Below are 14433 nucleotides of genomic sequence, written 5' to 3'. Positions count from 1 at the left end.
GAGGAGAAAGAAATGGAAGTCAAGATAACAGATCTTCATCCGACCCAGCTATATTTATCAGAAAAGAAGTTACAAGCTATCCAGATGCTGGATCAGTCGGCAGACATCATCAATGTGGATCCAATTAGTGTTCTTGCATTTGGAAATCGCTTCTTGATTACAGACGGGCATCATAGGGCTTATCAGGCTTTATTGGCAGGTCGGGATACGATTACTGCTGAGTTTGATAGAGATGGTGGTGATGAGTTGTATGCTCTCTATGCGCAAGCTTGCGAGGAAAGAAAGATAACCTCTGTTTTGGATTTAAAACATCGTATCTTGCCTCAAGATGAGTATGAAGCAAAATGGTATAACTGGTGTGATGGTTTTAACCAAGCAGCAACTCTTCTATTGAAAAGGCAAGCAGATGAAACAGACAAGGCAAATAGATAGTGCACTGCCTCTTGTTCCTTTGTCTATTGAAATTAGTCTCATCTAACTTGTTTTTTAACAAAAAATCTGCTAAACTAGATAGTAATCGAATAGAAATCTGCAAGACTAGTATCTCAAGGGAAGTGCGACAGGGAGAAGAGCCGTGACTGAAAGCTCTTTGCATGAAAGCTGAGTGAATTCACTTGCGTAAAGGATTTAGAAATTAAGGTCTGGGTTACAGATAAAAACGGATGGTACCGCGTGTCAACGCTCCGAATGTGGGTGTTGGCGCGTGGTTTTTTCTATGTCTGTAGAGGGACCATGATGGAGGAAATATGTCAACGATTGAAGAACAATTAAAAGCGCTTCGTGAAGAAACGCTGGCAGCTTTGAAGCAGATTTCTGCTGAAAGTGAAAAAGAATTGCAAGAACTACGGGTCTCTGTCCTTGGGAAAAAAGGATCTCTGACTGAGATCCTCAAAGGGATGAAAGATGTCTCTGCTGAGATGCGTCCGGTTATCGGGAAACACGTCAATGAAGCCCGCGATGTCTTGACGGCTGCCTTTGAAGAAACAACCAAACTCTTGGAAGAAAAGAAAGTCCAAGCTAAACTAGCTAGCGAAAGTATCGATGTGACGCTTCCTGGTCGTCCGGTTGCTAGTGGTTACCGTCATATCTTGACCCAAACCAGTGAAGAAATCGAAGATATCTTTATCGGGATGGGCTACCAAGTCGTGGATGGCTTCGAAGTGGAGCAAGACTACTACAACTTTGAACGTATGAATCTGCCTAAAGATCACCCAGCGCGGGATATGCAGGATACCTTCTATATCACAGAAGAAATCTTGCTTCGAACCCACACTTCGCCAGTACAGGCGCGGGCGATGGATGCGCATGACTTTAGCAAGGGACCATTGAAGATGATCTCTCCAGGGCGTGTTTTCCGTCGGGATACAGATGATGCGACCCACAGCCACCAATTCCATCAGATCGAAGGCTTGGTTGTTGGGAAGAACATCTCAATGGCAGACCTTCAAGGAACGCTTCAATTGATCGTGCAAAAGATGTTTGGTGCAGAACGTCAAATCCGTCTGCGTCCTTCTTACTTCCCATTTACCGAGCCATCGGTTGAGGTGGATGTTTCTTGCTTCAAATGTGGTGGAGCTGGATGTAACGTATGTAAGAAAACTGGTTGGATTGAAATCATGGGAGCCGGTATGGTTCACCCACGAGTCCTTGAGATGAGTGGTATTGACCCAACAGTTTATTCAGGATTTGCCTTTGGACTTGGTCAAGAGCGTGTGGCTATGCTTCGTTACGGAATCAATGATATCCGTGGCTTCTATCAAGGAGATGTTCGCTTCTCAGAACAGTTTAAATAATCATGTTAGTTAGAGTAAAAATCGACCAGGCACAGACCTTACGTGATCTAGAGGTGGAAACCTATCGGGATACCTTTGGTCCCTATATTGTTGAGAAAGATTTGGAAGATTACTTCTCCACTGTGCTCTCTTTGGAGCAAATCGAGAAGGATCTGTTAGATCCGGAGTCCGAAACCTATTTTGTCCTCAATGAAGAACAAGAAATATGTGGTTTTCTCAAGATCAACTGGGGCCAAGCACAGACCGAGCCAGTAGAGATGGACAAGGCCTTTGAGATCCAACGGATCTATGTCAAAAAGGAATTTCATGGGGCTGGTTTTGGCAAGGAAATGTTTACCTTTGCGTTGGATCAAGCCAAGAGCCGAGGATTTGAGTGGGCTTGGCTGGGCGTCTGGGAACGCAACTTTAAGGCGCAAGATTTTTACTATCGCTTTGGATTTGAACGATTTAGTGAACACGAGTATCCTACCGGTGATACGGTTGATATAGACTGGTTGTTGAGAAAGAAATTGATCTAGAAGGAACAAGGACTTCTATTCTAGAGAAAGGGAGGTTACTAGACCTTCCTAAGCCAGCCTCGAGCTGGAAAACACAAAATGAAAGGATCAAAACGAGGGTGGATGGAAATCTAGGAAAGATATCTAGATTTCTGCTTAGCCCTTGGTATCTTACATATGTTAGTTAGTTATAAATGGTTAAAACAATTGGTGGACGTGGATGTGCCATCAGAAGAGTTGGCTGAAAAAATGTCAACTACAGGGATCGAAGTAGAAGGTGTGGAATCGCCTGCTGCTGGTCTCTCAAAAATTGTCGTCGGAGAAGTCTTGTCTTGCGAAGATGTGCCAGAAACTCATCTTCATGTCTGCCAAGTCAATGTGGGTGAAGAAGAAGCCCGTCAAATCGTCTGTGGAGCACCAAATGTTCGAGCAGGCATCAAGGTTATGGTGGCTCTTCCAGGTGCTCGCATCGCGGACAACTACAAGATTAAAAAAGGGAAAATCCGTGGTTTGGAATCCCTTGGGATGATCTGTTCACTTGGTGAATTAGGGATTTCTGACTCTGTTGTACCAAAAGAATTCGCAGATGGCATCCAAATCTTGCCAGAAGATGCTGTTCCAGGAGAAGAAGTCTTCTCTTACCTCGACTTGGATGATGAAATCATAGAACTTTCCATCACTCCTAACCGTGCAGACGCTCTTTCTATGCGTGGGGTAGCGCACGAAGTAGCCGCGATCTATGACAAGGCAGTCAACTTCAAAGACTTTGCTTTGACTGAAACAGACCAAGCTGCAGCCGATACTCTTTCTGTCAGCATTGATACAGACAAGGCTCCTTATTATGCAGCTCGTATCTTGGACAATGTGACCATCGCACAAAGTCCACAATGGTTGCAAAACCTCCTCATGAACGAAGGTATCCGTCCGATCAACAATGTGGTCGACGTGACCAACTATATCCTGCTTTACTTTGGTCAACCTATGCATGCCTTTGACTTAGATACCTTCGAAGGAAACGATATCCGTGTGCGTGAAGCGCGTGCTGGTGAGAAATTAGTGACCTTGGACGGTGAAGAAACTGAGTTGGAGACAAGTGACCTCGTGATTACGGTTGCGGACAAACCAGTAGCCCTTGCAGGTGTCATGGGTGGAGAAGCTACAGAAATCTCTGAAAAATCTACTCGTGTTGTCCTTGAAGCAGCTGTCTTCAATGGCAAATCGATCCGTAAGACCAGCGGTCGCCTTAACCTTCGTTCTGAATCATCTTCACGTTTTGAAAAAGGGATCAATGTGGCGACTGTCAATGAAGCCCTTGATGCGGCAGCGAGCATGATTGCAGAGCTTGCAGGTGCAACCGTGCGTAAGGGCATCGTTTCAGCAGGCCAGCTCGACACTTCTGATGTGGAAGTTTCTTCTACCCTTGCAGACGTTAACCGTGTCCTAGGGACAGAGCTTTCCTACGCGGATGTCGAAGATGTCTTCCGTCGTCTTGGATTTGGTCTTTCTGGAAACGCTGAAGCCTTTACTGTCAGCGTTCCACGTCGCCGTTGGGACATCACCATCGAAGCGGACCTCTTTGAAGAAATTGCACGGATTTATGGTTATGACAAATTACCAGCAACTCTTCCAAAAGATGACGGGACAGCAGGTGAATTGACAGCGACTCAAAAACTCCGTCGCCAAGTTCGGACCATTGCTGAAGGAGCAGGCTTGACTGAAATCATCACTTATGCGCTGACAACTCCTGAAAAAGCCGTGGAATTCACAACTGCGCCAAGTAACTTAACAGAGCTCATGTGGCCAATGACTGTGGATCGGTCAGTCCTCCGTCAAAATATGATCTCAGGAATCTTGGATACCGTAGCTTACAACGTCGCTCGTAAGAACAAAGATTTGGCCCTCTACGAGATCGGAAAAGTCTTTGAACAGACAGGAAATCCAAAAGAAGACTTACCAAACGAAATCAACAGCTTTGCCTTTGCTTTAACTGGCCTAGTCGCTGAAAAAGACTTCCAAACTGCAGCTGTTCCAGTTGACTTCTTCTATGCCAAGGGAATTTTGGAAGCCCTATTTGCTCGTTTGGGCCTTGATGTGACTTATACAGCAACTTCTGAAATCAAGAGTCTCCACCCAGGTCGTACAGCCCTAATCTCACTTGGTGACCAAGTAATTGGGGTCTTGGGGCAAGTCCACCCTGTAACAGCTAAGGCTTATGATATCCCAGAAACCTATGTGGCAGAATTGAACTTATCTGCTATTGAAGCAGCTCTTCAACCAGCCGCAGCCTTTGTGGAAATCACTAAATTCCCAGCAGTGATCCGTGATATCGCCCTTCTCCTCAAAGCAGAAGTGACCCACCAAGAAGTGGTTGATGCGATTCAAGCTGCTGGTGTGAAACGCTTAACAGACATCAAACTCTTTGACGTCTTCTCAGGTGAAAAACTAGGACTTGGCATGAAGTCTATGGCCTACAGTTTGACCTTCCAAAATCCAGAAGATAGCTTGACCGATGAAGAAGTCGCTCGCTACATGGAAAAAATCCAAGCATCACTTGAAGAAAAAGTCAATGCAGAAGTGCGTTAATGTTTAGATCAAAACAGTTGAGACATGCTCTTGGCTGTTTTTGTTTTGTATTTAAAAAATGACAATCTTTTTACAAGCTTGTGAAAGGATTTACAAAGATCATAGAATCGTTTATAATAGAAGAATAAACATTAGTAGATTTACTGAAAAAAGGAAGGAGAATGGGGATGTTAAATATGAGAAAACCTATCTTGTCACTTGTTGGTTTATTGGCAGTAGTTAGTCTAGTTGGATGTCAACAGGCTGAGGGCAAGAAGGAAAATTCAAAGGAACTAAGCCAAGAACAAATCATCGACAAGGGGCTCCAGGCTTTTGAACACCTCAAAGATGGGGAAATCAAACTGGAGAACAAGATTGAGAGAGAATTTAGTGAACCAACAAGTGATGGGAGTACACACACAGTATATACTCCGACTTTTGAAGGATCCTTTGAATTAAAACCAGTGAGGGTACGTGGACTATATACGAACAACGGTACGAGTCAAGAAGAGTATTACGATGCCTTTCATGAGTATTCTAGACCAAAAGACTCATCAGAGTGGGAAATGTTTTCTTATTCTCAAGAGAATAAACAACCTGTGGGGGTAAATCAAGAAGCCATACGCTTCTTTCAGACACAGAAAGACAAGTTTGAAGTGACCAAGAAAAAGGACCAGTATGTCTTAACCTATAAGAGTAAGGATGTCAATCATTTACTAGAACCAAATAACGCCGTGTTGCAAGGCCCTGTTCCCATAGGAGTTAGTTATTTTGAAAATTCAGAAGGGAGCTACCAGATAGACCTCATCGTTTCTAAGGAGAACTTGACACCTTTAGGTGTTACTTATACTTGTACTTCTAATTCATCTTTTGCGAAAGAAAAATTAACGTGTAAAATTACCTATTCAAAACAAAATACTGGTGTCCAAGTAGAAGTACCAGAGGCTGTTGAAAAATTAGGTGGTATTTAGTTCAAAAGGAGTGAAGATATGAAACATAAAAGAAAATTATTAGTGTTTTTCTTATCTCTTCTTGCTTGTCTATTCCTTTCAGCTTGTCAATCAGCTAAAACCCCTTCAAAGGATACGACACAAGATAGTGGTAGTAAAGATGTGAAAACGTTTATCCAAGCCATGAGAGATGCAAAAAACATGGAATATGTCAGTAAAATTTATCGAAAGAATCTACTTGAGGTAAAAGGTTCACAATCACTAATGTATGAAACAACCTTGCGACATGGGAAAATTCAGTTTGACCCTCAAGTATATAATGAATTTTATACGAAAGATGGAGGAAATGGATCTACGATAGACAGTGATTCAGACCATTTTCGAGGTCTTACCAATAAAATAGGTTCTACAGGTTATGGGGAGAAAATTTTGAGACTATATTCTCCTGAAAAAGGGGTTCTGTATAAAAAAATAAAGAAGGGAGACGATAGTTGGACTTGGAAAAGAGTGGATGAAGCTACAGATCCAGATCTAATATATAAAAATAGAAAAGATCCAGAAGTGGGGCGTCATGAGCTCATTTTGAAACTTTATGAGAAGTATGCGGATCGATTTAAAAAAACTATCGATGGTCAGTATATCTATCTGGAATTTAAGGGTGATGTTAAGAAAGATATTGATCAAATTGGAGAATTTCAAAATACTTTGTTAGATAGTGAGCTTTACACCAAAGGAAAAAAGGAGATTCAGTCCGTCAAGTTGCACATTTATTTGTCTATGAAGAAAGACTCCTCAAATAAAGAAGAAAAATTAGTTCCTAGCGAGGCTAGGATTCAACTAGATACCAAATTGAAAAATGATAAAGGGCGAACGGTGAACAATGAAGACCATTTTGAATTTACTTATCGAGATATTAACCAGATAAAAGAAGTCAAAGCTCCCCAAGATTTTAATATCGTAGAGAATTAAATAGGAGGATAGAAAAACCATTGGTTCAATTGACCAATGGTTTTTTACGTTTCTGATTTCTGGTACACACCTATTCTTTACTGATGGCGATGCGATTGGTGCATTTCGTCTTTGATAGGGCAGGAACACTCGCAGTCTCCGCAGGATCCTTTTCCCTTGAGGTAGGAGCGAAGACCTTGTCCAGCTAAAAAAATAAGGACGGTAATAAGAATAGTTGACATGGTAACCTCCTAGATATGAGTGGTAGATAAGTTTTTTAAGTTGATGAGTTGATCATTACTTTGCTGTGGCTTGTGGAAGATGCAGGGAACAAGGATGATGAAAATGATCAGAGCTAGCCTAGTCCTACTAGTTTAGACTTCATCGAGATTAAACACGTGTAAGATTATCTTGTAGCGACCAAAGTCATATTTCTTACTATGGAAGTCTTTTCAGATTCATAGCAGGGAGAAAAGAATCTTTAAAAGGTGCGCAAATGCGGGCCTTTTATTTCTTACCTCAAAATATCCATGTCAACCATCCTTCTATTTTTGACAAATATTTTTATTTTTTTGACAAGTATACTTGTCAAAAAGAAAAAGAAGTGTTACAATAATTTTAGTTGAAAGAAGGGGAGGTATTCTTATGGGAGCTATATGGATTCTATTTATCCCTTTTCTGGTTATCATTTATGCAAGCTCAGAAAAGAAGATAAAAAAGTTGAACAAACGTATTAAAAGATTAGAAAAACAAGTGAAAGGAAATCAAGAAATGTCTAGACTTTTAGAAGAATTAAAAGGCCAAACGGTCAAGGTGACAGTAAATGGATTTGGAACCGAATATGAGATTATAGATATCGATGAAGATTGGGTCAAATTGAGTCGTGAGACCAATAAACAACAAAGAGAAACCAAATTAGTCCGTATCGAAGATATTCAAGATATTCAACTATAAGGGGGCGAAAGCCATGATTTTAAAAAATCGACTGAAAGAGCTGAGGGCGCGCGATGGTCTCAACCAATCCGAGCTAGCCAAGCTAGCTGGAGTCTCGCGCCAGTCTATCAGTCTCTTGGAGCGGGGTGAATACACCCCTTCGGTTATCATTGCCATCACCATCGCCCAGATTTTCAGGGAACCGGTGGAAAATGTCTTTAGTCTAGTAGAGGAAGAGGAATGATTATGAAAAAGAAATATAAAGAAAGGTCAGCGCGTTACCGTTTTTGGAGAAATATAGCTATGATCCTATTAGGAGGAATCATTGGATTTTTGACAGGATTGGTTGGTTCAGATCATCCCATAGAATTTCAAAAACTTTTTGATCGAGAAATGCTCTATATAGGGTCTGCCATTTTATATCTAATCATCTTCGGAATTGCATCTACCTTCCTATTCTTGTCACGCCAGTCTCATCGGAAGATGGAGGAGACAGAGGATGATGAGGAGGCCTACCATTATGAAAGTCAAACGAGAAGAATCTATGACTTGGCTACGATTTTCAAAGGCGTTATGATTGTCCCATATCTATTAGTGATTTTCTTTTCTTGTCAAATACTAGTGTATGAAGAAAAACTATCAGGTGTTTTGGGAAAATACACCATCCCAATTGTTTTCCTTGGCTTGATCGTTCTCACTTTTGGACTGGAACATCAGTTTCGAAAAACGTTTAAACAGATTTATGGAAAGGCGATTCCACGTAATGCTAGTGGTGCAGAAGCCCGTGAATTAATGATGAGTATGATGGATGAGGCAGAAAAACAAATTTGCTATGAAGAGAACTTCGAGATTGTTTTTAAGTTAAGCAATTATGTCTTTCCAATATCCTTGATGGTGATATTCTTAGTTGGAATTATTTTCCAGACAGATATATTATTAGCCTTAGTTGTTGTATCACTGATTTATATCTATATCTTGGTCTCACAATACAAGATTACCAAACGTTATTATAAAGATTAGAGGAGTCATCCATGTTAGAAATTAGAAATTTAGAAAAAAGCTTCGGGAATAAGCAGGTTCTCTTCGGAGTAGATCTGACAGCACAACAAGGTCATATCCTTGGCTTAGTTGGGAAAAATGGTGCCGGGAAAACAACTATTTTCCACAGCATCTTGCACTTTTTGGACTACAGCGGTGAGATTCGTCTAGGTGGCAAAGCGATTACCCAAGAAACCTACAAGGAAATTGGCTATTTGCCAGAAGAACGTAGTCTCATGCCTAAACTCACGATTTTTGAGCAGGTCCGCTATTTGGCTGCATTAAAAGGAATGAGCACTGCTGAGGTCAAGGAAAAATTACCGACCTGGATGGAAAAACTCCAAGTAAAAGGGAAATTGACCGATAAAATCAAGAGTCTCTCAAAAGGGAACCAACAGAAGGTTCAACTGATCATCACCTTGATCCATGAGCCTAAATTGATCATTTTAGATGAACCCTTTAGCGGCTTGGATCCGGTCAATACAGAAGTGCTCAAGCAGGTCATCTTTGAAGAAAAAGAGCGTGGGGCAACCATTATCTTTTCTGACCACGTCATGACCAATGTCGAAGAGTTGTGTGATGATATCCTAATGATCCGTGATGGTTCGGTTGTCCTTTCAGGGCCTGTCCAAGAGGTCCGGAATAGCTATGGCAAGACTCGCCTCTTTGTCTCAAACGACTTTAGCAAAGAAGAGTTAGAAGCTCTGCCACACGTGACCAAGGTCAGCATGACCAAGCAAGGGACTTGGAAGCTGATCTTGGATGATGCATCAGCTGGTCCAGAATTATTTGACCGCTTGACCAAGGGCCACTACCTAGCAACCTTTGACCACCAAGCCCCAACTATTGATGAGATCTTTAAACTTGAATCAGGAGTAGAAGTATGAAACAGATGTTTGTCGTAATGAAAGAAACCTATATCAGACAAGTGAAATCATGGAGTTTCCTCTTCATGGTCTTCGGTCCCTTCCTCTTTTTAGGATTGAGCATTGGAATCGGTTATCTGACAGGTTCTTCTACAGATGCCAAAAACCAAGTGGCCTTGGTGACAGAAGTGCCAGCTGTCAAAGAAAGCCTCAAAGGAACCGATGGCTTGACCTTGGACTACAAAGATGAAGCAGCAGCTAAAAAAGCTATCAAGGATGAGAAAGCAGCAGCTTACCTAACGGTAGATGAAAAAGATGGGCAGCTAGAAGCCACTTATGTGGGCGACCAAGCCATGAAAACAGATTTGAAATCGCTTGTCGCTGCGAAATTAAGCCAAGTCCAACAAGGAATCAATCTAGCGCGTGCCAATCTAAGCAAAGAGCAACTGACAGCCTTGTCTCAACAGGTTTCTCTCAAAGAAAAAATTGATGAGAAAAAAGAAGGCTTGAAAATGGTGCAAACCATGGTTGCAGGTGGTTTGGGAATGTTGCTTTATATGATTTTGATCTTCTACTCTAGTATCACAGCCCAAGAAGTAGCCAGTGAAAAGGGAACTAAGATCATGGAAGTGGTCTTCTCTAGTATCAAAGCAACCGACTATTTCTTCGCACGCATGCTCGGACTCTTCGGAGTGATTTTTACCCATATTTTTGTCTACGTCGTTGGGCTAGTAGCTGTTTGGATCTTTAGAGCAGATATCCCAGTTGTCAAGGATATTCTTGCTCCAAACTCTCCAATTACCCAACACCTAGCAGAAGCGATCTCGCTTAATACCGTCTTCTTCATTATCCTTGGGATCTTTATGTATGTGGTGCTCTCTGCCTTCTTAGGCTCCACAGTTGCACGACCTGAAGATTCAGGAAAAGCGATTTCACCACTGATGATGTTAGTTATCTTTAGCTTCCTTGGGGTAACCACCTTGGGAAGTGCCGGTGACGTCTTCTTATTAAAGATTGGTTCCTACATTCCTTTCTTCTCAACCTTCTTCATGCCTTTCCGTACCATTAATGGCTATGCGACTGGTCTTGAATCTTGGGGTTCTTTAGGAATTGCGGTTCTCTTTACCATCGTGGGAACAGTGCTCATTGCCCGTATCTATGCGAGCCTGATCCTTCAGACCGATGACCTCGGACCATGGAAGACCATCAAACGTGCTCTTAGCTATCGCTAATCAAACAAGCCCTCAGATATCGCTGGGGGCTTTTTGATTGCAAATTGACTTTTGCAAGCCTTTTCACTACAATAGAACTACAGAAAAGGAGGCGGACATGAACTATATTGAGTTTGCTGAAAATGAGCGTCTGTCCACGATTGTCCTTGGGATGATGCGGATCAGCCAGATGAGTGAAGATGAGGTGGAGGCCTTAGTGGAAGCAGCCTTGTCGATTGGAATTAACACCTTTGACCTAGCGGATATCTATGGCGATGGCCAGTGTGAGGTCCTGCTGGGGAAGGTTCTCAAGCGTCGTCCGGATCTACGGAACCAGATGTGGATCCAGTCCAAGTGTGGGATTCGCAAAGATGGCTTTACCTATTTTGATTTTTCTAAGGACTATATTTTGGATTCCGTCGATGGCATCCTCGAGCGTCTGCAGATCGAGCGCTTGGATAGTCTCCTCCTTCACCGACCGGATGCCCTCATGGAACCTGAAGAGGTGGCGGAAGCTTTTGATCACTTGGAGCAAGCGGGCAAGGTTCGTCATTTTGGGGTGTCCAATCAAAATCCCATGATGATGGAATTGCTTAAGACGGCTGTCAAACAACCTCTCAAGGTCAACCAGTTGCAGTTGAGTGCCGCCTTTACACCGAGCTTTGAAGCTGGTTTTCATGTCAACATGGAAGGACCAAAAGCAGCCGTGCGAGATGGCAGTGTCTTTGAGTATTGTCGCTTAACTGATACGGTGATTCAGGCCTGGTCTGTCCTCCAGCATGGTTATTTCAAGGGGAATTTTGTCGGCAAGGAAGAGTTTGCGGCCCTCAATCACGTCCTCAATGACTTGGCGAAAAAATACCAGGTCACTCCGACAGCTATCGCCCTTGCCTGGGTCCTCCGCTATCCTGGTAAGATGCAGGCCGTCATCGGAACGACCAAGCCCCAGCATGTCCTTGAAGCAGGAAAAGCAGCAACAGTTACTTTGACTCGCAAGGAATGGTACCAAATCTACTTGGCTGCAGGGAATGATTTGCCTTAGAATCTTGTTAGTAAACCAGATTCCACTCTTATCGGTGGTCTGGTTTTTTGTTTGGTAGTTTTCAGATTTTTCTTGACAAGTCTTTCTTTTTTATGATATTCTTTATGCAACAAGTGTTGCGCAACGGAAGTTGCTTGAAAGGAGTTTTATGCCACCCAAGGTTAAATTTAGTAAAGAGACTATCATTGGGACAGCTTTACAATTGGTAAGAGAAGAGGGAATGGCTGGTTTAACAGCTAGAGCATTAGCGGAGAAACTGGGAGCCACACCAAGAGTCATTTTTGGGCAATTTGCTAATATGTCTGAGTTACAAGCAGAGGTTATTGGTGCTGCGGAGATGGTGGTTGTGGAGTATATTCGCAAGGCCTTAGAAGATGAAAAGCCTTTTCGATCTGTCGGGGTTGCTTATATCCTTTTCGCATCAAATGAGCCCCAACTCTTTCAATTGCTTTTCCAAAATCCTAGCAAAGAGCCGATTCGTCGCTTTCAAGATTTTCTTCCCATGAAGGATCATAGTTACCAATTGGTTCTGGATTCGATCGTTGCAGACTATCCTTTGACTGTAGAGGAGGCTGGTCGCTTGTACCAGCATTTATTTATCTACTCACACGGGATGGCCTCTATGGTTGCTTCTGGCATTTATCAGTTCAGCATGGAAGAAGTGATTGGATTACTGACAGAGGTTTGTCAATCTCTCATCAAAGAAATGGTAGGAAAGAAATGATTCAACTAGAAAATGTGCACAAAAGTTACGGCCAAACTAAGGTTTTAAAAGGGATTGATTTGCAGATTCAAGACCAGGATGATGTGGTTATCCTTGGCCCTTCTGGATCGGGGAAATCAACTCTCTTAAATGTGTTATCAGGATTAGAAAAGGTAGACGAGGGGCATATCCTCATTCAAGGACAAGATTTATCACAACTCACGGATGCTCAATTGACAGCCTTTAGACGTGAGAAGATTGCCTTTATTTTCCAGCAGTATTATCTATTGCCGAATCTAACGGTCAGACAAAATGTAAAGATGGGAGCTGACCTGGCAGACAATCATGATTTTTTGCAGATCATCGAGGATTTGGGGCTTGGCGATAAGCTGGACAAATATCCGAGTGAATTGTCGGGTGGGGAACAGCAGAGAGTCTCCATTGCCCGAGCCTTGGCCAAAAAGCCAGAGATTCTTTTCTTAGATGAGCCGACGGGAGCTCTCGATGAAGAAACAGGGCGCAAGATTCTGGACTATATCTGGAAGTTAAAGGAAAAGCTGGGCTTCACCCTCATCATGGTGACGCACAACCAAAATATTGCGGATATGGCCAGAACCATCATTCGTGTCAATAGTGGCAAGATTACCGAAGTTGTGACCAATGATCAACCTCAGACTGCTTATGAGATTGGATGGTAAGCTATGTTTTCAGTAAAAGATATTCGAAAATTAGTTGTCGTCAGTATCATTGGGGCTTGTGCGGTCTTTGTGGTTAATCTCTTCTTGAATTTTTACCTAGATATCGAGCAGTTGGAGATTTCGAAAATCAATCCCATGATTCAGACCTACTATGATGCCCAGGTTTCGCTTTCCTGGATGGTGGCCATGGTCAGTGGAGTCGTCTTGTCCTTGATGTCGGTCCTTCTCATGTGTTTTTATATCAAACAATTTGTCGATGACCACAAGGAACAATTAGGGATTTTAAAGGCTTTGGGCTACAGCAATGGCCAGTTGGCGAAACGATTTTGGGCCTTTGGACTCAGTTTTGGAGTTGGAGCGCTTCTTGGCTATTTCGCTTCATTTCTCATGATGGGACATTTTTATGACTTCCGTAATGAGAAGGGAATCATGCCAGAAATTACCATTCACTTTCACTGGCAGCTTTTGCTTGCTTTGGTGATGCTACCAACGACCTTCTTTATGGTTCTCGCGATTGGCTATGCTAGAAGACAACTACAAACGCCGGCACTTCGCTTATTGAAAAAATCTCCAAGTCCGATCAAGGTCCAAAGGAGAAAGAGGGCTCCTAAGAAAGAGAAAGACTTCCTAAAAGAGCTATCCTCGTCACTGATATGGGGGAGAAAATCGATCTTGTTTTTTGTGGTCTTTGGCTCCATGTGTTTTGCGGCCATGGTTCAATTGTCCTTTGGCCTCAGGGATTACACAGATGATATCATCCAAACTATGATGATCATGATTGGCTTGATCCTTTCTTTCTCGATACTCTTTTTGTCATTGGGGATTGTTGTCTCAGAAAGTCGTGAAACCTTGGCTCTTATGAAGGCTTTTGGCTACACCGATCGTGAATGCCAAAGTCATATTCTCGCTCCCTATCGTTTCTGGGCTTATTTAGGATTTGTTCTTGGGACAGCTTATCAATATGGCATCATGGAAATCTTGATCGGTGTGATCAAAGATACGGTTCCTGAAAAGATTGAGCATCACTTTGATGGGAATGTGTGCTTTTGGACCTTGCTTGGTTTTGCGGTGGTTTACGAAAGTCTCTTTTATCTATCCAACAGAAAACTCCAAAAACAAACGATTAAAGAAGTGCTCTTAGCTGAATAAATAGAAAAGAGAGTGGGACAGAAATTGGTAATTCGTTAGAATT

At 42.5% G+C, this 14433-nt stretch carries 16 protein-coding genes; 15 read left to right on the top strand and 1 reads right to left on the bottom strand.

All coding sequences use genetic code 11. From position 1 onward, the window contains the following. Positions 1–12 precede the first annotated feature (12 nt). The 6 genes from O3602_RS01405 (at position 13) to O3602_RS01380 (ending at position 6771) form a co-directional block, all read left to right on the top strand. Positions 13–432: a ParB-like protein gene (locus O3602_RS01405; RefSeq protein ID WP_003011356.1), complete on the top strand. Its 420-nt coding sequence runs from the start codon at positions 13–15 to the stop codon at positions 430–432. 314 nt (positions 433–746) lie between these two features. Next, on the top strand, positions 747–1793 hold the full coding sequence (pheS, locus tag O3602_RS01400) for a phenylalanine--tRNA ligase subunit alpha (protein ID WP_003011226.1): 1047 nt from the start codon (positions 747–749) through the stop codon (positions 1791–1793). A 2-nt stretch (positions 1794–1795) separates the two neighbouring features. After that, positions 1796–2311 (top strand): N-acetyltransferase, encoded by a 516-nt coding sequence (locus tag O3602_RS01395; protein ID WP_003011057.1) that lies wholly within the window; start codon positions 1796–1798, stop codon positions 2309–2311. 156 nt (positions 2312–2467) lie between these two features. Continuing rightward, positions 2468–4873, top strand: coding sequence for a phenylalanine--tRNA ligase subunit beta (pheT, locus tag O3602_RS01390; RefSeq protein ID WP_371610995.1), 2406 nt, complete (start codon positions 2468–2470; stop codon positions 4871–4873). A gap of 167 nt (positions 4874–5040) precedes the next feature. Then, the gene (locus tag O3602_RS01385; RefSeq protein ID WP_003011265.1) at positions 5041–5823 is read left to right on the top strand and encodes a DUF6612 family protein; all 783 of its coding nucleotides are present in this window, start codon (positions 5041–5043) and stop codon (positions 5821–5823) included. Positions 5824–5841: 18 nt separating this feature from the next. Further along, positions 5842–6771 carry a hypothetical protein gene (locus tag O3602_RS01380; protein WP_003011203.1) on the top strand — a complete coding sequence of 310 codons (930 nt, stop codon included), beginning with the start codon at positions 5842–5844 and terminating at the stop codon, positions 6769–6771. Positions 6772–6848: 77 nt separating this feature from the next. On the opposite strand, the gene O3602_RS01375 is transcribed toward O3602_RS01380, so the two are convergent. Continuing rightward, positions 6849–6992, bottom strand: a complete 144-nt coding sequence (locus O3602_RS01375) for a FeoB-associated Cys-rich membrane protein (protein WP_141561972.1) — start codon at positions 6990–6992, stop codon at positions 6849–6851. A 403-nt stretch (positions 6993–7395) separates the two neighbouring features. On the opposite strand from O3602_RS01375, the gene O3602_RS01370 reads away from it, so the two are divergent. From O3602_RS01370 to O3602_RS01330, 9 genes are all read left to right on the top strand, one after another. After that, positions 7396–7704: a hypothetical protein gene (locus O3602_RS01370; RefSeq protein ID WP_003011369.1), complete on the top strand. Its 309-nt coding sequence runs from the start codon at positions 7396–7398 to the stop codon at positions 7702–7704. Positions 7705–7717: 13 nt separating this feature from the next. Then, positions 7718–7927 carry a helix-turn-helix transcriptional regulator gene (locus O3602_RS01365; RefSeq protein WP_003011455.1) on the top strand — a complete coding sequence of 70 codons (210 nt, stop codon included), beginning with the start codon at positions 7718–7720 and terminating at the stop codon, positions 7925–7927. Then, positions 7924–8703: a DUF3169 family protein gene (locus tag O3602_RS01360; RefSeq protein ID WP_003011023.1), complete on the top strand. Its 780-nt coding sequence runs from the start codon at positions 7924–7926 to the stop codon at positions 8701–8703. The genes O3602_RS01365 and O3602_RS01360 overlap by 4 nt, the downstream gene beginning before the upstream one ends. A gap of 11 nt (positions 8704–8714) precedes the next feature. Next, on the top strand, positions 8715–9608 hold the full coding sequence (locus O3602_RS01355; protein WP_003011119.1) for an ABC transporter ATP-binding protein: 894 nt from the start codon (positions 8715–8717) through the stop codon (positions 9606–9608). Next, positions 9605–10819 carry an ABC transporter permease gene (locus O3602_RS01350; RefSeq protein WP_003011195.1) on the top strand — a complete coding sequence of 405 codons (1215 nt, stop codon included), beginning with the start codon at positions 9605–9607 and terminating at the stop codon, positions 10817–10819. The genes O3602_RS01355 and O3602_RS01350 overlap by 4 nt, the downstream gene beginning before the upstream one ends. Before the next feature lie 97 nt (positions 10820–10916). Then, on the top strand, positions 10917–11840 hold the full coding sequence (locus O3602_RS01345; RefSeq protein ID WP_003010982.1) for an aldo/keto reductase family oxidoreductase: 924 nt from the start codon (positions 10917–10919) through the stop codon (positions 11838–11840). 148 nt (positions 11841–11988) lie between these two features. Then, on the top strand, positions 11989–12564 hold the full coding sequence (locus tag O3602_RS01340; protein WP_371610994.1) for a TetR/AcrR family transcriptional regulator: 576 nt from the start codon (positions 11989–11991) through the stop codon (positions 12562–12564). Further along, a complete protein-coding gene (locus tag O3602_RS01335) occupies positions 12561–13241 on the top strand; it encodes an ABC transporter ATP-binding protein (RefSeq protein ID WP_003007931.1) in 681 nt (226 codons plus the stop codon). The genes O3602_RS01340 and O3602_RS01335 overlap by 4 nt, the downstream gene beginning before the upstream one ends. A 3-nt stretch (positions 13242–13244) precedes the next feature. Next, positions 13245–14390, top strand: coding sequence for an FtsX-like permease family protein (locus O3602_RS01330; protein WP_371610993.1), 1146 nt, complete (start codon positions 13245–13247; stop codon positions 14388–14390). The last annotated feature ends 43 nt before the right edge of the window (positions 14391–14433 follow it).

Source organism: Streptococcus sp. 27098_8_186 (genome assembly GCF_041432055.1).
Lineage (GTDB): Bacteria > Bacillota > Bacilli > Lactobacillales > Streptococcaceae > Streptococcus > Streptococcus dentalis.
Note: the sequence above shows the minus strand (reverse complement) of the source record. Positions and strands in the feature narration are given on the sequence as shown.

Bases quoted from the DNA above. Each gene is read 5' to 3' on its own strand.
- O3602_RS01405 (WP_003011356.1), top strand. From the start codon at position 13: ATGGAAGTCAAGATAACAGATCTTCATCCGACCCAGCTATATTTATCA.
- pheS (WP_003011226.1), top strand. From the start codon at position 747: ATGTCAACGATTGAAGAACAATTAAAAGCGCTTCGTGAAGAAACGCTG.
- O3602_RS01395 (WP_003011057.1), top strand. From the start codon at position 1,796: ATGTTAGTTAGAGTAAAAATCGACCAGGCACAGACCTTACGTGATCTA.
- pheT (WP_371610995.1), top strand. From the start codon at position 2,468: ATGTTAGTTAGTTATAAATGGTTAAAACAATTGGTGGACGTGGATGTG.
- O3602_RS01385 (WP_003011265.1), top strand. From the start codon at position 5,041: ATGTTAAATATGAGAAAACCTATCTTGTCACTTGTTGGTTTATTGGCA.
- O3602_RS01380 (WP_003011203.1), top strand. From the start codon at position 5,842: ATGAAACATAAAAGAAAATTATTAGTGTTTTTCTTATCTCTTCTTGCT.
- O3602_RS01375 (WP_141561972.1), bottom strand. From the start codon at position 6,992: ATGTCAACTATTCTTATTACCGTCCTTATTTTTTTAGCTGGACAAGGT.
- O3602_RS01370 (WP_003011369.1), top strand. From the start codon at position 7,396: ATGGGAGCTATATGGATTCTATTTATCCCTTTTCTGGTTATCATTTAT.
- O3602_RS01365 (WP_003011455.1), top strand. From the start codon at position 7,718: ATGATTTTAAAAAATCGACTGAAAGAGCTGAGGGCGCGCGATGGTCTC.
- O3602_RS01360 (WP_003011023.1), top strand. From the start codon at position 7,924: ATGATTATGAAAAAGAAATATAAAGAAAGGTCAGCGCGTTACCGTTTT.
- O3602_RS01355 (WP_003011119.1), top strand. From the start codon at position 8,715: ATGTTAGAAATTAGAAATTTAGAAAAAAGCTTCGGGAATAAGCAGGTT.
- O3602_RS01350 (WP_003011195.1), top strand. From the start codon at position 9,605: ATGAAACAGATGTTTGTCGTAATGAAAGAAACCTATATCAGACAAGTG.
- O3602_RS01345 (WP_003010982.1), top strand. From the start codon at position 10,917: ATGAACTATATTGAGTTTGCTGAAAATGAGCGTCTGTCCACGATTGTC.
- O3602_RS01340 (WP_371610994.1), top strand. From the start codon at position 11,989: ATGCCACCCAAGGTTAAATTTAGTAAAGAGACTATCATTGGGACAGCT.
- O3602_RS01335 (WP_003007931.1), top strand. From the start codon at position 12,561: ATGATTCAACTAGAAAATGTGCACAAAAGTTACGGCCAAACTAAGGTT.
- O3602_RS01330 (WP_371610993.1), top strand. From the start codon at position 13,245: ATGTTTTCAGTAAAAGATATTCGAAAATTAGTTGTCGTCAGTATCATT.